The sequence below is a fragment of the Lentzea sp. NPDC058436 genome, assembly GCF_042721515.1.
Classification (GTDB): Bacteria; Actinomycetota; Actinomycetes; order Mycobacteriales; family Pseudonocardiaceae; genus Lentzea.
In genome coordinates this window covers 36,092-51,196 of the sequence record NZ_JBHXLF010000020.1, presented here as the reverse complement: position 1 = coordinate 51,196, position 15,105 = coordinate 36,092, and the positions used below count along the sequence as shown (strand labels likewise).

Here is a 15,105-nt window from a genome sequence, read left to right as displayed (position 1 = left end):
TCAAGAAAAGCGGGAGAGGAGCTCGCCGCGCACCTGCGACGCGGTCGAGACGACCAGCATGAGCAGCGTGCTCAACGGTTCGGGCTTGAGGCCGTCCGCGGGGAACGCGTAGCGCAGCATCACGTCCGTGCCACCGCGTTCGGACGAGATGACGCCGAGCGTGCCGAACAGGCCCTGACCGGCGCGTTCGGCGACCCACACGGCCGCGTCACCGGGCAGGTCCCACGCGACCACGACGGTCAGCGAGAGCACGGTCAGCCCTTCGGCCAGCTCCATGCCCTGCACCGCGCACGGCACGTCGCCGTGGCGGAAGCTCAGCGCGCCGTCGTCGTCCACGGAGACGTCGTGGAACAGCTCCAACGCCTTGCGCGCGGCCTCCAGGGCCTCACCACTCGCGTTCACGACGACGCCACCTCCTCACCGGGCTTGTCGACGGCGCCACCGAAGCGGCGGTCGCGGCCGGCGAACTTCTCGGCGGCACGCCACAGGTCGCGGCGGTCGAAGTCGGGCCACAGGATGTCCTGGTAGACCATCTCGGCGTACGCGGACTGCCACAGCAGGAAGTTCGAGATCCGCTGCTCACCGGACGGCCTGATGAACAGGTCGACGTCGGGCATCTCCGGCTTGTACAGGTACTTCGCGAGCGTGCGCTCGTCGACCTTGTCCGGGTTGATCTTCCCGGCGGCGACCAGGCGCGCGACCTCGCGGGCGGCGTCACCGATCTCCGCGCGCCCGCCGTAGTTCACGCACATGACGAGGTTCAGCACGTCGTTCTCGGCCGTGCGGACCTCGGCCTCCTGCAGCTGCTTGATCACGCTGCCCCACAGGCGCGGCGACCGGCCGGCCCAGTGGATGCGGACGCCCATCTCGTCGAGCTCGTCGGTGCGGCGCGCGATCACGTCGCGGTTGAAGTTCATGAGGAAGCGGACCTCTTCGGGGCTGCGCTTCCAGTTCTCGGTGGAGAAGGCGTAGAGCGACAGCCACTTCACGCCCAGCTCGATGGAGCCCTTCGCGACGTCGAGCACGACCTGCTCACCGCGCTTGTGGCCCTCGACCCGCGACAGCCCGCGCTGGTTAGCCCAACGGCCGTTGCCGTCCATCACGATCGCGATGTGCTGGGGCACCAGGTCGAGCGGGATGTCCGGGGGCGTCGCACCGGACTCGTGCGGCTCCGGCGGGCGCGGGACGCGCTTCTCACGCTCGGAGCGGCGACGACGCAGCATTGTGCTGAGCTTCCTTTCGCGAAAACCGTTGTCGGGTAGGCGCCACATTAGCCGTCCGCCGGCTGTGCCTTTCGCTCGACCAACGGCAACGAACGCAGCTGCCGTTCGAGGTGCCACTGCAGATGTGCCGCGACCAGGCCACTCGCGTCCCGGCGGGCGATGGCCGGGATCTCGTCGACCACGGTCCACTGCCCGTGCAGCAACGCCGACAGCAACGTCAGCGTGTCCTGGGAGGGCGACGAGGACCCGGCGGGACGGCAGTTCGGGCAGCACGAGCCGCCCGCCTGGATGCTGAACGCCCGGTGCGGACCGGGATCGCCGCACTTCGCGCACTCGTTCACCGCCGGCGCCCACCCGGCGAACGCCATCGCACGCATGAGGAACGCGTCCAGCAACAACGACGGGTCACGCTCCCCCGTCGACAACGCCTTCAACGCCCCGGCCACGAGCATGTACAGCCGCAGGGCCGGTTCGCCCTCCTCGGCCGCGAGGCGGTCCGCGGTCTCGGCGATCGCGCACGCCGCCGTGTAGCGCTGGTAGTCGCTCACGATCCCCACGCCGAACGCGTCCAGCGTCTGCACCTGCGTGATGATGTCGAGCGTTCGGCCGGGGTAGAACTGCACGTCGACGTGGCAGAACGGCTCCAGCCGAGCACCGAACTTCGACGACGTCTTGCGCACGCCCTTGGCCACGGCGCGGAGCTTGCCGTGGCGCTGGGTCAGGAAGGTGATGATCCGGTCCGCTTCACCGAGCTTCTGCACGCGAAGCACGACTCCGGTGTCGCGGTACAGGTTGGCCATAGTGCCGTGACCTCCGGTCTTTGCCTCGTGTTTCGACGTTCAGACGGTCGCATCGCGGTGCCGGCCCCGCGCCCTCATATCGGGCATGTGGGGGCGCGGGGCCGGTGCCGTGAGGTGGCCTGCTGGGCGCCGGAAGACGCGGTGAAGATCGGAGGTCACGGCACTAGAACCCCAGGCGGCGCAGCTGCTTCGGGTCCCGCTGCCAGTCCTTGGCGATCTTGATGTGCAGGTCCAGGTACACCCGGCTGCCCAGCAGGCGTTCGATCTGCTTGCGGGCCTCCATGCCGACCTGCTTGAGCCGCTCGCCCCGGTGCCCCAGGATGATCGCCTTCTGCGACGGCCGCTCCACGAACACGAACGCGTGGATGTCGATCAGGTCCTTGCGGCCCTCGCGCGGCGCCATCTCCTCCACCACCACGGCGATGGAGTGCGGCAGCTCGTCACGCACGCCTTCGAGCGCGGCCTCGCGGATGAGCTCGGCGACCAGCGTCTGCTCGGGCTCGTCGGTCAGGTCGCCGTCCGGGAACAGCTGCGGGCCCTCGGGGAGCTTCTGCAGCAGCAGGTCGCTCAGCTTGTCGACCTGGAACCCGTCGACCGCGGAGACCGGGATGATCTCCGCGAACTCCATGACCTTCTGCAACGCGAGCAGCTGCTCCATCACCTGCTGCTGCGACACCAGGTCCGTCTTCGTGACGATGCCCAGCACCGGCGTGCGCTTCGCGACCTTCTCCAGCTCGGCGGCGATGAACTTGTCACCGGGGCCGACCTTCTGGTCGGCGGGCACGCAGAAGCCGACCACGTCGACCTCCGACCACGTCTCGCGCACCAGGTCGTTCAGGCGCTGGCCGAGCAGCGTGCGCGGCCGGTGCAGACCGGGCGTGTCGACCAGCACGAGCTGGCCGTCCTCGCGGTGCACGATGCCGCGGATCGTGTGACGGGTCGTCTGCGGCTTGCTGGACGTGATGGCGACCTTCGTGCCCACCAGAGCGTTCGTCAGCGTCGACTTCCCTGCGTTCGGGCGGCCGACGAAGCACGCGAACCCGGAGCGGTAACCATCCATCCGCCCATTGTCGCTCAACCCGCTCAGCGGACTTCCTTGACCTCTCCGGACGCGTCTGCTCGCAGCACCGGACCGGTCTGCGTCAGGTCGCGCACGGCCTGCACGGACACGTCGTCGAGCCCGTCCGCGTCCGTCACCACGGCCGCGGCTTCGAGGCCCAGGGCACCGCTCGACACGGCAGCGGCCACCGCGGCCTGCAACGCCGACAGCTTCAACGACGGCAACGCCACCGTGGACGCGTTGTACGTGCGGCCGTCGAGGTCGCGCACGGCCGCACCCTCCGCGGCGCCGTTACGAGCGCGCACGGACCGTGCGAGCGTCACGAGCTTGGCGTCCTCGGGATCGATGTCAGTCATCTTCTTCCGTCTCCTTCTGAACAGGACGCACGAGCACAGTGGTCACGCGGATGCGGCCGCGTTCGTCCTTGCCGCCCTCCGCCCGCATGCGCAGGCCCGCGATCTCGGCCTCGGTACCCGGCAGCGGCACGCGCCCGAGCCGTTGCGCGAGCAGGCCGCCGACGGTCTCCACCTCGTGGTCGTCGAGCTCGGTGCCGAACAACGCGTCGAGGTCGTCCACCGGCAGCCGCGCGCTGACCCGCACCGCGCCGTCGTCCAGGTGCTCGACCGGCGGGCGGTCGTCGGTGTCGGACTCGTCGGTGATCTCGCCGACGATCTCCTCGAGGATGTCCTCGATGGTCAGCAGGCCCGCGGTGCCGCCGTACTCGTCCACGACGATCGCCATGTGCCTGCGCGACACCTGCATCTCGCGCAGCAGGTCCGCGATGGGCTTCGAGTCGGGGATGAAGCTCATCGGCCGCATCAGCTCGGAGACGCTCTTCGGGTCCTCGTCCTCGGCGAGCGTGGCCCGCATCATGTCCTTGAGGTTCACCACGCCGAGCACGTCGTCCACGCTCTCGCCGATCACCGGCACGCGGGTGTAGCCCGTGCGCAACGACAGCGCGAGCGCCTGCCGCAACGACTTGGACTGCTCGATCCACACGATCTCGGTGCGCGGCACCATGACCTCGCGCGTGATCGTGTCCCCCAGTTCGAACACCGAGTGGATCATCTCGCGCTCGCCCTCGTCCACGACGCCGCGTTCCTGCGCCATGTCGACGAGCTCGCGCAGCTCGACCTCGGAGCTGAATGGACCCTCGCGGAAGCCCTTACCAGGGGTGATGGCGTTACCGACGAGGATCAGCAGCTTGCTCAACGGCCCGAGCACGCGCCCGAGCTGCCGGACCGTGCCCGCGGCGAGCAGGCTCACGGCGTACGGGTGCTGACGGCCGAGCGTGCGCGGTCCAACGCCGACGAGGACGTACGACACGACGAGCATGCTCAGGCACGAGTACAGGACGGCGACCCAGTCCTGTTCCACGTAGTCCAGGAACACCGTCGTGACCAGCACCGCCGCCGACATCTCGCACGCGAGGCGCAGCAGCAGCAAGAGGTTGACGTGCCGCGGCCGGTCGTTGAGGACCTGCAACAACTGCCCGGTGCCCCAGCGCCCCTGCCGTTGCAGGGACTCCACCCGTGCGCGTGACACGGTGCCGAGAGCGGCATCCACACACGCGAACAGGCCGGCGGCAAGCACGAGCAGAACGGCCAGCACGATCACACTGGCAGGGTTCGCGCTCATCGCGTCAGGCTTCTTCGTTCTTCTCGTCGAGGCCGACCGCGCCGAGCACCTTGTCGTCGGTGCTGCGCTGGTGAGCGGCCCTCTCGGCGTCGTCGCGCGCCGTGCGGAAGTCCGCGAGGATGCGGTTCTGCAACGTGAACATCTCACGTTCCTCGGCGGGCTCGGCGTGGTCGTAGCCGAGCAGGTGCAGCACGCCGTGCACGGTCAGCAGGTGCAGCTCGTCCAGCAGGCTGTGGCCCGCCTTCTTGGCCTGGTCCTTGGCGAACGCGGGGCACAGCACGATGTCCCCGAGCAGCGCGGGCCCGAGGCCTGCCGCGTCGGGACGGCGCGCGGAGTCCAGCTCGTCCATGGGGAAGGCCATGACGTCCGTCGGACCCGGCAGGTCCATCCAGCGCTCGTGCAGGTCGGCCATCACGTCCAGCTCCACGAGCAGGACGGACAGCTCGGCCAGCGGGCTCACGCCCATGCGGTCCAGCGCGAAGCGGGCGGCGGAGACGATGGAACCCTCGTCGACTCCGACACCCGACTCGTTGGCGATCTCGATGCTCACGGCGCCTATCGTCCTCGCCGCTGGTTACCCCGCCGTGCACCGGGTCCGTGGTGCTGCGTGTTCTGGTCCAGGACGTCCTGCTGGACATGCCACTTGTCGTACGCGTCGACGATGTCGCCGACCAGGCGGTGGCGGACCACGTCCTGGCTGGTCAGCTCCGAGAAGTGCACGTCCTCGACGCCGTCGAGGATGTCCCGCACGACCCGCAGGCCGCTGCGCTGGCCGCCGGGGAGGTCGACCTGGGTCGTGTCGCCCGTCACCACCATCTTGGAGCCGAAGCCCAGCCGGGTGAGGAACATCTTCATCTGCTCTGGCGTCGTGTTCTGCGCCTCGTCGAGGATGATGAACGCGTCGTTCAACGACCGGCCGCGCATGAACGCGAGCGGTGCGACCTCGATCGTGCCCGCCTGCGTGAGGCGCGGGATCGACTCCGGGTCGACCATGTCGTGCAGCGCGTCGTAGAGCGGGCGCAGGTACGGGTCGATCTTCTCGTACAGCGTGCCGGGCAGGTAGCCCAGGCGCTCGCCCGCCTCGACGGCCGGGCGGGTCAGGATGATGCGGTTGACCTGCTTGTTCTGCAGCGCCTGCACGGCCTTGGCCATGGCGAGGTAGGTCTTGCCGGTGCCGGCGGGGCCGATGCCGAACACGATGGTGTTCTTGTCGATCGCGTCGACGTAGTGCTTCTGGTTCAGCGTCTTCGGCCTGATCGTGCGACCGCGGCGGCTGACGATGTCGAGGCTGAGGACCTCGGCGGGCGACTCGACGTCGTTCGCGCTGAGCATCGCGACGGTGCGGCGGACGCTGTTCTGGTCGATCGGCTGGCCGCGGCCCGCGAGGGTGATGAGCTCCGAGAAGACGCGCTCGGCGAAGGCCACGTCGGCGGGGTCGCCGGACAAGGTGATCTCGTTCCCGCGCACGTGCACGTCGGCGTCGAGCAGTTCCTCCGCGAGCCGGAGGTTCTCGTCACGCGACCCGAGCAGCGTGAGCACCGCACCTTCCGGTACGGCGAACCGGGACTGACCTTCCTTGTTGTTCTGCTGTGTTTCGTCGGCCACGTGGCCCCGGCCTGCTTCCTGTCGCTCGGATCTGGTGCCGTCGATGCTAGTCCGGCCGAAAATGAGTGGCTACCGGATTGCTCACCGTGTGTGCTCGGGAGCTGTGGAGATCCGCAGGCTTGGCGTCGAGGACGTACCCGAGTGCATGAAGCTCATCACGGACCGCGGTTGGACGTGGCCGCCGGCGCAGTGGGAGATGATGCTCGCCCTCGGTCCGGGGTACGGCGCGTTCGACTCGTCCGGGCTGCTCGGCACGGCGCTGACGACGCCTTATCCCGAGATGCAGGCGATCAGCGGCGTTCTGGTCGCGTCCTGGGCGGAACGTCGCGGGATCGGGACACAACTGATGTCCAATATATTGGATATCAGTCCTTCGGTCCTGTACGCGACGGCGATGGGCGAGCCGCTCTACGCGCGGCTCGGCTTTCACCCCGTCGGGGAGACCGCCGACTTCCACGGCGTGTTCACCGGCGACGCCCCCGGCGTGACGCGGGAGGCGACACCCGCCGACGCGACGGCACTCGCGGAGCTCGACCGCGAGGTCAGCGGCTACACCCGGCCGGCGCTGTGGGACCGGCTGCTCGCGCCGTCGTCGCCGTACGCCGTGCTGATGTCGGACGACGGCGTCGTCGCCACCCGCCCGAACCCCGGCGGGGTCACGATCGGTCCGCTGATCGCCCCCACCGCCGAGGCCGCCTGCGAGCTGGTCGCGGACATGGCGGCCGGCGCCGGCGACGTCCGGGTCGACACCGACGACGCCGACGTGGCCGCGTTCCTGCTGGGGCAGGGGTTCGAGAAGCGCGCCGGCGGCTGCAGGTTGATGGTGCGGGGCGCCGCGGACGTGCCGGGCGACCGCTCGCGCTACTTCGCTCCGGCCTCGCACGCACTCGGATGACTGGGGAGTCTGTGTTGGAACTGCGACGACTCGAACTGGACGACATCCCCGCGTGCTCCGACCTGGCGGAAAGCCGGTCGTGGCCGCGTGAGGAGAAGAAGTGGGAGTTCCTGCTCACGCACGGCGAGGGCTGGGGACTGTTCGACGCGGAAGGCCTCGTCGGCACGACGATCGTGACGCGCTACCCGGAGCTGGCGTCGATCAGCATGGTGCTGGTCGCCGAACGCGCCGCGCGTCAGGGCCACGCCCGCCGGCTGGTGTCCCATGTACTGGATACGGGTGTGTCGACGTTGTTCGCGACGGACATGGGCCGCCCGCTCTACGAGCAGCTGGGCTTCCGCGCCGTCGGCTTCACCGACATCCACGCGGGCACGTTCACGGGCGAGGCAGCTGATATATCGCATATCGCCACCGCCGCCGACCTCGACGACGTCGTCGCGCTCGACACCAAGGTCACCGGCATCACGCGGCCGTACCTGTGGGAGTTCCTGCTCGCCAACGGAACGATCCGGATCTCCGGCCACGGCGTCGCGGGCACGTGGCAGGTCCGCGACCAGCGGATGCTCATCGGCCCGATCATCGCGGACACCTCCGCCGACACGTGCGCGCTCATCGCCGACTGCGCGGCCGGCGTCGCCAGCGTGCGCGTCGACGTGCACGACCCGGAGGTGATCGCGTTCGTCCGCGCGCACGGCCTGGAGTCGTGGGGCGCTCCCACGTGGATGGTCCGGGGCGCCGAGAAGCTGCCCGGCGACCGTGCCCGCTACCGCGCTCCCCTGCTGCAGGCCCTGGGGTAGAGGGCTCCGGACTGAAACGCGCGGCCTGATAACCGGAGTTAGAGCCTCTCACCACCGAGAAGGTGCAGGTGGGCGTGGAAGACCTCCTGGCCGCTGTCCGGTCCGGTGTTGAACAGCAGGCGGTAGCCCGTCTCGGCGACACCCTCGGCGTCGGCGACCTCCTTGGCCGCGGCGAAGAGGTCGCCGAGCTGGTCGCCGTTCAGGTCGACGGCGTTCGGCACGTGCTCGCGCGGGATGAGCAGCACGTGCACGCGGGCCTTGGGCTGGATGTCGCGGAACGCGAGCGTCGTCTTGGTCTCGTGGACGATCGTCGCGGGGATCTCACCGTCGACGATCCGGCAGAACAGGCAGGACATGCCCCAAGCTAAACAAAGAGCGCGTCGAGCTGCTGGTCGACGGCCTCGACCATGTCGGCGGCGGTGAGCTCGTCGGGCCCGAGCCCGTGGTGGATGTTGAGCCCGTCGACCAGCGCGATGAGCCGCCGCGCGGCCGTCAGCGGCACGACGCCGTCCCGCAGTTCACCGGCTTCCTGCGCGGCCACGAGAACGCGTGAGATCCCGTCGTACAGCTCGCGCGTGCCGAGTCGCTCCAGCTCGTGCAGCGAGGGCTCGACCATGGCCCGCGGCAGGAACGACAGCAGCACCGCGGCCTCGATCCGGCGGTCGTCGTCCAGCGCCAGCATCTCGTGCGCGAACGACCGCAGCACCTCCCGGTTGCCGGCGGCGGTGTCGATCTTCTCCAGCCGGCCGATGAACCGCCGGTACGCGAGTTCCATCGCGAACCCCAGCAGCGCGTCCTGCGTCGGGAAGTAGTGGCGAAGCGACCCGCTCGACCACCCGGACTCGGCGGCGACGGCACGGACGGACGCGTGGTCTATCCCGTCCCGCCGCACGATGCGCCACACCGCCTCGGCTAGCTCACGGCGGCGTTCCTCGTGGTCGACAACCTTCGGCACCGGCCCTTTCTAGCAGTCGCGCGCAAGCGTGCGGACAGCCGTCTGGCACCGCTCCCAGGCCACCGTGCCCGGCGTGATCACGTCCATGTGCCCGGCCCCTTCCACGACGACGAGCTCGGCCTGCGGCTCGGCGGCGCAGAACCCGATCGACTGCTCGACGGGCACGTCCTCGTCCCGATCGCCGTGCACGCAGATCACCGGCTTCCCGATGGGCACCAACGCCGCAGGCGAGGCCTCCGCGAACTGCTCCTCGCCACACAGCTCCAACGCCCGAGGCGTGATGTGCCGCGTGAAGTCCAGCACCGCGGCCTGAGCGACGGCCCCGGCCACACGAGCACTCCGCTTGGCCGCCCAGACAGCAAGGTGCCCACCAGCGCTGTGCCCGAGAGTCACCACGGGCCCGATATCAACGGCCTCGATGGCGGCGAGCACGTCCTCACCCGTCTGCGGCCACCCACCGCCGCCGCCGAGCCGCCGGTACTCGACGTTCCAGACGGCAAAGCCGTCACCCACGAGCACCTCGGCGAGCGGCTGTCCGAGCTCCAGGCCATACCGCTGATGCCAAAAACCACCGTGAATGACGACAACGGCACCCTGCGCTACGCCGTCAGGAAGGTAAAGCTCGCCGAACTGACTGGGATGGTCACCGTAAGCAATTCGCTGCACACGCAGAACTTACGACACCACCAAGAATTAACAAGAAAACGCCACAACCAGCCAGACAAGAACACCAGCCACCCAGCCGCACACACGACACATCAACCACACACGATGACGACCCCACAACAGAGCGAATGCACCCAACGCCGAGCGAGCACCCACGACAACAAGGGCACACCCAAGCCAACGAGCACACGATGACAAGGCCACGACGGGCCAGCACTCGACGATGAGGCCACAACCACGCCAACACACCTGACGATGAGGCCACGCACCGAATGGCGAGGTCACGCCAAGGCCGACGCCGGATGGGCCGCCAACGCCGAAGGCGAGGCGGCCGGGGGTCCGGGGGCGAAGCCCGCCGGCTGGGGTTTGGGGGCTCGGCCCCCAAAAACAGGCAAACTTCGCCGACAGGCGAGGCGCCGAAGGCGCCGAGCAGCCAAGGGCAAAAGAAGTTTGGAGGCGCCTCGCGGTCCGAAGCCTGGGGGTCGCTTCGCCGCGAGGCGCCGACGCCGGACCGAGGGGGGAGGTGTCCGGCGAGTCCTTTGGTCAGAAGAGCCTATTCGTCTACTCCGTTTCCGGATAGACCAATCAGCCCCTCTGCAAACCAGGGTAACCCCATCGGCCTGCGATTCGCTACAACTTCCGTCAAGCCAATCCATCCGATGTTCATCTCGGTAGTGATCGGGGTCACCAGCGCGCGGTGAGCACCCCGAGCGCACCAAGAGCAACCGCGGCGGCGGTGGATGCACGCAGAACGGTTGGGCCCAATCGGACGATCCGTGCACCCGATGATCGCAACGCGTCGAGTTCCTCGGGCGTGATGCCGCCTTCTGGACCGACTACGAGCAGCACGTCTCCGGATTCCGGCAGCGGGACGTCGGCGAGGCGTTCGGTAGCGCTCTCATGCAACACGAGGGTGAGCGCCGACGACGACACGCGATGAGAGAGCTGGGTCGTGCTCACGGGTTCGTCGACGACCGGCACTCGTGAACGGCGTGCCTGCTTGGCCGCCTCGCGGACCGTGGAACGCCAGCGCCCCAACGCTTTCGCGCCGCGCGGCCCGTCCTCCCACTTCGTGATGCACCGGGCGGCGCGCCACGGCACGACACCGTCCACTCCGGCCTCGGTGGCCAGTTCGACGGCGAGCTCACCGCGGTCACCCTTCACCAACGCCTGGGCGAGCACGACGCGCGGTGCCGGCTCCGGTTCGACCCAGCGTTCGACCACGCGCACCGACAGCGCGTCACGTTCGACCGCCACCACGGAACACCGCACCTGGGCTCCGGACCCGTCCGACAGCACGAGTTCCTCGCCCACGCGCAGGCGCTTGACCGTGGCGGCGTGGCGGCCTTCCGGGCCGTCGAGCACGAACTCCTCGCCCGAGGGCAGCGCCTCGACGAGGAAGACGGGCAGGGTCACCGGTGGCCGCGTGAGGCGCGCAGGCGGGAGAACAGCCCGCCGCCGCCCTTGCCGTTGTGCGACAGCGAGGGCTCGCTCTCGCCGCGCATCTCGGCCAGTTCGCGCAGCAGCGCGGACTGGGCGGCGTCGAGCTTGGTCGGCACGACGACTTCGAGGTGCACGTGCAGGTCGCCACGGCCGTCGACGCGCCCGGTGGAACGCAGCTTCGGCATGCCGCGGCCGGTCATGACCAGCTGCGTGCCGGGCTGCGTGCCGGGGTCGATCTGCAGCTCTTCCTCGCCGTCGAGCGTCTTCAACGGCAGCGTGGCGCCCAGAGCGGCCGTCGTCATCGGGATCTGCACGATGCAGTGCAGGTCGGAGCCGTCGCGTTCGAAGATCTCGTGCGGGTGCTCCTCGACCTCGACGTAGAGGTCGCCGGCCGGGCCGCCACCGGGGCCGACCTCGCCCTGGCCCGCGAGGCGCACGCGCATGCCCTCGGCGACACCGGCGGGGATGTTCACCGAGATCGTGCGGCGCGACCGCGTGCGGCCGTCACCGGCGCACTGCTGGCACGGGTCGGGGATGACCTCGCCGTAGCCGCGGCACACGGGGCACGGACGGGACGTCACGACCTGGCCGAGGAACGAGCGCTGCACGGACTGGACCTCGCCGCGGCCGTGGCAGGTGTCGCACTGGACGGGCTTGGAGTTGTTCTGGGTGCCCGCGCCGTGGCAGCGGTCGCACAGGATCGCGGTGTCGACCGTCAGCTCGCGCGTGGCGCCGGCCGCGCACTCCTCCAGCGTCATGTCGAGCCGGATCAGCGCGTCGGAACCGGGCTGCACGCGGCTTCGCGGGCCGCGGCCACCACCGGACTGCGCACCGAAGAAGGCGTCCATGATGTCGCCGAGACCGAAGCCCGCGAACGGGTCACCGCCACCGCGGCCACCGCCGCCGGAGTCGAGCGGGTCGCCACCCAGGTCGACGACGCGGCGCTTCTCGGGGTTCGACAACACCTCGTAGGCGGCCGTCACCTCCTTGAAGCGGGCCTCCTCGTTGGGATTGACGTCCGGGTGCAGCTGCCTGGCGAGCTTGCGGTAGGCGCGCTTGATCTCATCCTGTGTCGCGGTCTGCGAGACACCGAGGATGCCGTAGTAATCCCTGGCCACCTTGTTCGCTTTCATGTTCATCAACTACTGCAAGTACGTGTGGTCAACGACCGGTCAGGATCTCACCGACGTAGTTGGCAACCGCGCGCACGGCCGCCATGGTCCCGGGGTAGTCCATGCGCGTCGGTCCGACGACGCCGAGGCCCCCGAGCGGGTTGTCCCGGCTGCCGTAGCCGATGGACACCACGGAAGTGCTGCGCATCTCAGCGGCCTCGTTCTCCTCGCCGATCCGCACCAGCACGCGACCGGGGTCACGTGAGGCGGCCAGCAGCTTGAGCACGACGACCTGCTCCTCCAACGCCTCGAGCACCTGCCGCAGCGAGCCCGGGAAGTCGGTGATGTTGCGCGTGAGGTTCGCGGTACCGCCGAGCACCAGCCGTTCCTCGGGGTGCTCCACCAACGTCTCGATGAGCACAGTAGCGACTCGCAGCATCGGGTCGCGCAGGTTCGACGGAACCTCGTCCGGCAACTCGGCGACCTTGGCGCTCGCGTCGGCCAGCCGCTGCCCGGCCATCGCCTGGTTCAGCACACCGCGCAACTGGGCCGTGTGCTCCTCGCTGATGACGTCCCCGAGCTCGACGATCCGCTGGTCGACCCGCCCCGTGTCCGTGATCAGCACCAGCATCAGCCGCGACGGCGTGATCGGCAGCACCTCCAGGTGACGCACCGCCGCACGCGACAACGTGGGCACCTGGATCACCGCCACCTGCCGCGTCAGCTGCGCGAGCAACCGGACGCTGCGGCGCATCACGTCGTCGAGGTCGAGCGCCCCGTCGAGGAAGCTGCGGATCGCCCGCTTCTCGGCCTGCGAGAGCGGCTTGATCTCGCTCAGCTTGTCGACGAAGAGCCGATACCCCTTGTCCGTGGGCACGCGCCCGGCACTGGTGTGCGGCTGGGCGATGTACCCGTCGTCCTCCAGGGCGGCCATGTCGTTGCGCACGGTCGCACTGGAGACACCCAGGTTGTGCCGCTCGACCAGGGCTTTCGAACCGACGGGCTCCTGGTTGGACACGTAGTCGGCGACGATGGCGCGCAGCACCTCGAACCGACGCTCATCGGCGTTCATCGCTGTTCACCTCCGTGTCCCGTGTCCCCGAGTTTACCCAGCCGGTCTGGGACACCGTGCCCCGTCTGAAGTCGTGCTCCATCAGGGCTCTGTTTTTGTCGGTGGTGCTCGCTAGGGTCCAAACGTGGGGAACGTGGTGTGGCTCAGGCCACCTGATGAGGAAGGTCCCGAACCGGGGAGACCGTGCCTGGTCCACAGCGAGGACGAGTGGTGGGAGGGCACCGTCGTCTGGGAGGAGGCTCGCAGGCAGGACGGGTTGTGGTGGGGCACGGCGACCTACCGCAAGCGCGGGGAGCAGATCGTCGAGGTGCACAGCCAGCACGACCTGCGCGCCCGCTGAGTCAGGGCAGCAGGCGCCGCACGACGGCGTCGGCCAGCAGGCGGCCCCGGTCGGTCAGCACGCACCGGTCGTCCAACGGCTCTAGCAGACCGTCGGCGATCGCCTGCTTGGCTTCCTCGCGCCCTTCGGAGTCCAGCACGTCGAGAGGGAGTCCTTCGGCCAGGCGGAGTTCCAGCAGCACCCGTTCAACTCGCTGGTCCTCGGCCGACAGGATCTCGCGGCCCGCTGCCGGTGAGGCGCCAGAGGCGAGCAGGGACGAGTAGCGGGCCGGGTGCTTCACGTTCCAGAAGCGCACGCCGCCGATGTGGCTGTGCGCGCCGGGGCCGAAGCCCCACCAGTCGGCACCCCGCCAGTACAGGACGTTGTGGCGGCACTGGGCTTCCGCAGAAGTCGCCCAGTTCGACACCTCGTACCAGGAGAAGCCGGCGCCCGAGAGAACCGAGTCGACCATCTCGTACGACGACGCGAGGACGTCGTCGTCGGGCATGGGCAGGTCGCCACGGCGGATGCGGCGGGCCAGGCCGGTGCCGTCCTCCACGATCAACGCGTACGCGGACACGTGGTCGACACCGGCATCGAGCACGGCGTCTAGCGAGGAGGCCAGGTCGGAGGGGCGCTCCCCCGGCGTGCCGTAGATCAGGTCCAGGTTCACGTGCTCGAACCCCGCCGCACGCGCCTCACGGGCGGCTTCGCCTGGACGGCCGGGCGTGTGTTTGCGGTCCAGCACGGCCAGAACGTGCCGTGCGGCCGACTGCATGCCCAGCGACACACGCGTGTAGCCGGCCTCACGGATACCCTCGAAGAACGAAAAAGAGGTCGACTCGGGGTTCGACTCCGTCGTCACCTCGGCGCCGGGGGCCAGGCCGAACGACTGGCGCACGGCGTCCAGCACGTCGGAAAGACCCGAAGCGCCCAGCAGAGAAGGCGTTCCACCGCCGACGAACACGGTTTCGGCCGGAGGCGCGGTCCCCAGCACCGAGGCGGCGAGGTCCAGTTCGCGGCGCAGGCCCTCCAGCCACGACTCGGGCGACGCGGAGGTGCCGAGCTCGCCGGGCGTGTAGGTGTTGAAGTCGCAGTAGCCGCAGCGGGTCGCGCAGAACGGCACGTGCACGTAGATGCCGAAGGGGCGCGAGCCGATGCCGGCCAGGGAGGACGCGGGAAGCGAACCGTCGGCGGGTGCGGGCTCGCCTTCGGGCAGAGCGGAGGGCATGCCCACCAGTGTCCCCTACAGCCCGAACGGCGGTGCACAGCCAGCGGATGTGTCTGTCTGTGACAGAGATATTACTGAGTGAAACCAGCCTAGGATGTCAACTTCTCCTCGTCAATCCCAGCATTCGGTTGGCGGTGGACCACGCACTGGACTGCATGCACACTGAGGACATGCATTCGACTGGAGTCCGCCTCGTGGCCCGCCGCCACGTCGACTTCCGTCGTGTCTCCAGCGCGATGTGCCGTCGTTCGGCATGACCGCGCGCTGATTTGTTCCCGTCAGCGCCCGG

Annotated in this window: 18 protein-coding genes; 3 read left to right on the top strand and 15 right to left on the bottom strand. The window is 69.2% G+C overall.

Features of this window, described 5'->3' with window-relative positions; translation table 11 throughout:
• From ACFWN2_RS38370 to ACFWN2_RS38335, 8 genes are all read right to left on the bottom strand, one after another.
• Complete coding sequence (locus ACFWN2_RS38370) at positions 1 to 402, bottom strand: YbjN domain-containing protein (protein WP_382435473.1); 402 nt, start codon at positions 400 to 402, stop codon at positions 1 to 3.
• A complete protein-coding gene (locus ACFWN2_RS38365) occupies positions 399 to 1,223 on the bottom strand; it encodes an isoprenyl transferase (protein ID WP_382435472.1) in 825 nt (274 codons plus the stop codon). Before ACFWN2_RS38365 ends, ACFWN2_RS38370 begins: the two co-directional genes overlap by 4 nt.
• A 47-nt stretch (positions 1,224 to 1,270) precedes the next feature.
• Complete coding sequence (gene recO, locus ACFWN2_RS38360) at positions 1,271 to 2,023, bottom strand: DNA repair protein RecO (RefSeq protein WP_382435471.1); 753 nt, start codon at positions 2,021 to 2,023, stop codon at positions 1,271 to 1,273.
• Positions 2,024 to 2,186: 163 nt separating this feature from the next.
• Complete coding sequence (gene era, locus ACFWN2_RS38355) at positions 2,187 to 3,083, bottom strand: GTPase Era (protein ID WP_382435470.1); 897 nt, start codon at positions 3,081 to 3,083, stop codon at positions 2,187 to 2,189.
• A gap of 23 nt (positions 3,084 to 3,106) precedes the next feature.
• On the bottom strand, positions 3,107 to 3,439 hold the full coding sequence (locus ACFWN2_RS38350) for a cytidine deaminase (protein ID WP_382435469.1): 333 nt from the start codon (positions 3,437 to 3,439) through the stop codon (positions 3,107 to 3,109).
• Positions 3,432 to 4,721 carry a hemolysin family protein gene (locus ACFWN2_RS38345; RefSeq protein WP_382435468.1) on the bottom strand — a complete coding sequence of 430 codons (1,290 nt, stop codon included), beginning with the start codon at positions 4,719 to 4,721 and terminating at the stop codon, positions 3,432 to 3,434. The genes ACFWN2_RS38350 and ACFWN2_RS38345 overlap by 8 nt, the downstream gene beginning before the upstream one ends.
• Positions 4,722 to 4,725: 4 nt before the next feature.
• Positions 4,726 to 5,271: an rRNA maturation RNase YbeY gene (ybeY, locus tag ACFWN2_RS38340; protein WP_382435467.1), complete on the bottom strand. Its 546-nt coding sequence runs from the start codon at positions 5,269 to 5,271 to the stop codon at positions 4,726 to 4,728.
• Between the two features lie 5 nt (positions 5,272 to 5,276).
• Positions 5,277 to 6,326 carry a PhoH family protein gene (locus ACFWN2_RS38335; protein WP_382435466.1) on the bottom strand — a complete coding sequence of 350 codons (1,050 nt, stop codon included), beginning with the start codon at positions 6,324 to 6,326 and terminating at the stop codon, positions 5,277 to 5,279.
• A 145-nt stretch (positions 6,327 to 6,471) separates the two neighbouring features.
• On the opposite strand from ACFWN2_RS38335, the gene ACFWN2_RS38330 reads away from it, so the two are divergent.
• Together ACFWN2_RS38330 and ACFWN2_RS38325 are read left to right on the top strand one after the other, a co-directional pair.
• Positions 6,472 to 7,221 (top strand): GNAT family N-acetyltransferase, encoded by a 750-nt coding sequence (locus ACFWN2_RS38330; protein WP_382435465.1) that lies wholly within the window; start codon positions 6,472 to 6,474, stop codon positions 7,219 to 7,221.
• Positions 7,222 to 7,235: 14 nt separating this feature from the next.
• Positions 7,236 to 8,018 (top strand): GNAT family N-acetyltransferase, encoded by a 783-nt coding sequence (locus ACFWN2_RS38325; RefSeq protein WP_382435464.1) that lies wholly within the window; start codon positions 7,236 to 7,238, stop codon positions 8,016 to 8,018.
• A 38-nt stretch (positions 8,019 to 8,056) separates the two neighbouring features.
• Here ACFWN2_RS38325 and ACFWN2_RS38320 read toward each other — a convergent pair whose 3' ends face one another.
• From ACFWN2_RS38320 to hrcA, 6 genes are all read right to left on the bottom strand, one after another.
• The gene (locus ACFWN2_RS38320) at positions 8,057 to 8,374 is read right to left on the bottom strand and encodes a histidine triad nucleotide-binding protein (RefSeq protein ID WP_382435463.1); all 318 of its coding nucleotides are present in this window, start codon (positions 8,372 to 8,374) and stop codon (positions 8,057 to 8,059) included.
• Between the two features lie 8 nt (positions 8,375 to 8,382).
• Positions 8,383 to 8,973 carry a TetR/AcrR family transcriptional regulator gene (locus ACFWN2_RS38315; protein WP_382435462.1) on the bottom strand — a complete coding sequence of 197 codons (591 nt, stop codon included), beginning with the start codon at positions 8,971 to 8,973 and terminating at the stop codon, positions 8,383 to 8,385.
• Between the two features lie 9 nt (positions 8,974 to 8,982).
• Positions 8,983 to 9,639: an alpha/beta hydrolase gene (locus ACFWN2_RS38310; protein ID WP_382435461.1), complete on the bottom strand. Its 657-nt coding sequence runs from the start codon at positions 9,637 to 9,639 to the stop codon at positions 8,983 to 8,985.
• A 684-nt stretch (positions 9,640 to 10,323) separates the two neighbouring features.
• Positions 10,324 to 11,055: a 16S rRNA (uracil(1498)-N(3))-methyltransferase gene (locus ACFWN2_RS38305; RefSeq protein ID WP_382435460.1), complete on the bottom strand. Its 732-nt coding sequence runs from the start codon at positions 11,053 to 11,055 to the stop codon at positions 10,324 to 10,326.
• Entirely contained in the window at positions 11,052 to 12,200 is a 1,149-nt protein-coding gene (dnaJ, locus tag ACFWN2_RS38300; protein ID WP_382435554.1) for a molecular chaperone DnaJ, read from the bottom strand. The genes ACFWN2_RS38305 and dnaJ overlap by 4 nt, the downstream gene beginning before the upstream one ends.
• Positions 12,201 to 12,243: 43 nt before the next feature.
• The gene (hrcA, locus tag ACFWN2_RS38295; RefSeq protein ID WP_382435459.1) at positions 12,244 to 13,266 is read right to left on the bottom strand and encodes a heat-inducible transcriptional repressor HrcA; all 1,023 of its coding nucleotides are present in this window, start codon (positions 13,264 to 13,266) and stop codon (positions 12,244 to 12,246) included.
• Between the two features lie 124 nt (positions 13,267 to 13,390).
• Here hrcA and ACFWN2_RS38290 point away from each other — a divergent pair, with 124 nt between their 5' ends.
• Complete coding sequence (locus ACFWN2_RS38290; protein WP_382435458.1) at positions 13,391 to 13,606, top strand: hypothetical protein; 216 nt, start codon at positions 13,391 to 13,393, stop codon at positions 13,604 to 13,606.
• A 1-nt stretch (position 13,607) separates the two neighbouring features.
• Here ACFWN2_RS38290 and hemW read toward each other — a convergent pair whose 3' ends face one another.
• A complete protein-coding gene (gene hemW, locus ACFWN2_RS38285) occupies positions 13,608 to 14,816 on the bottom strand; it encodes a radical SAM family heme chaperone HemW (protein ID WP_382435457.1) in 1,209 nt (402 codons plus the stop codon).
• Positions 14,817 to 15,105: the final 289 nt, after the last annotated feature.

What these genes read in the sequence shown, in the direction of transcription:
- ACFWN2_RS38350 (WP_382435469.1), bottom strand. Translation starts at nt 3,439, where the DNA reads ATGACTGACATCGATCCCGAGGACGCCAAGCTCGTGACGCTCGCACGG.
- hemW (WP_382435457.1), bottom strand. Translation starts at nt 14,816, where the DNA reads ATGCCCTCCGCTCTGCCCGAAGGCGAGCCCGCACCCGCCGACGGTTCG.
- recO (WP_382435471.1), bottom strand. Translation starts at nt 2,023, where the DNA reads ATGGCCAACCTGTACCGCGACACCGGAGTCGTGCTTCGCGTGCAGAAG.
- ACFWN2_RS38365 (WP_382435472.1), bottom strand. Translation starts at nt 1,223, where the DNA reads ATGCTGCGTCGTCGCCGCTCCGAGCGTGAGAAGCGCGTCCCGCGCCCG.
- ACFWN2_RS38320 (WP_382435463.1), bottom strand. Translation starts at nt 8,374, where the DNA reads ATGTCCTGCCTGTTCTGCCGGATCGTCGACGGTGAGATCCCCGCGACG.
- ACFWN2_RS38345 (WP_382435468.1), bottom strand. Translation starts at nt 4,721, where the DNA reads ATGAGCGCGAACCCTGCCAGTGTGATCGTGCTGGCCGTTCTGCTCGTG.
- ACFWN2_RS38330 (WP_382435465.1), top strand. Translation starts at nt 6,472, where the DNA reads ATGAAGCTCATCACGGACCGCGGTTGGACGTGGCCGCCGGCGCAGTGG.
- hrcA (WP_382435459.1), bottom strand. Translation starts at nt 13,266, where the DNA reads ATGAACGCCGATGAGCGTCGGTTCGAGGTGCTGCGCGCCATCGTCGCC.
- era (WP_382435470.1), bottom strand. Translation starts at nt 3,083, where the DNA reads ATGGATGGTTACCGCTCCGGGTTCGCGTGCTTCGTCGGCCGCCCGAAC.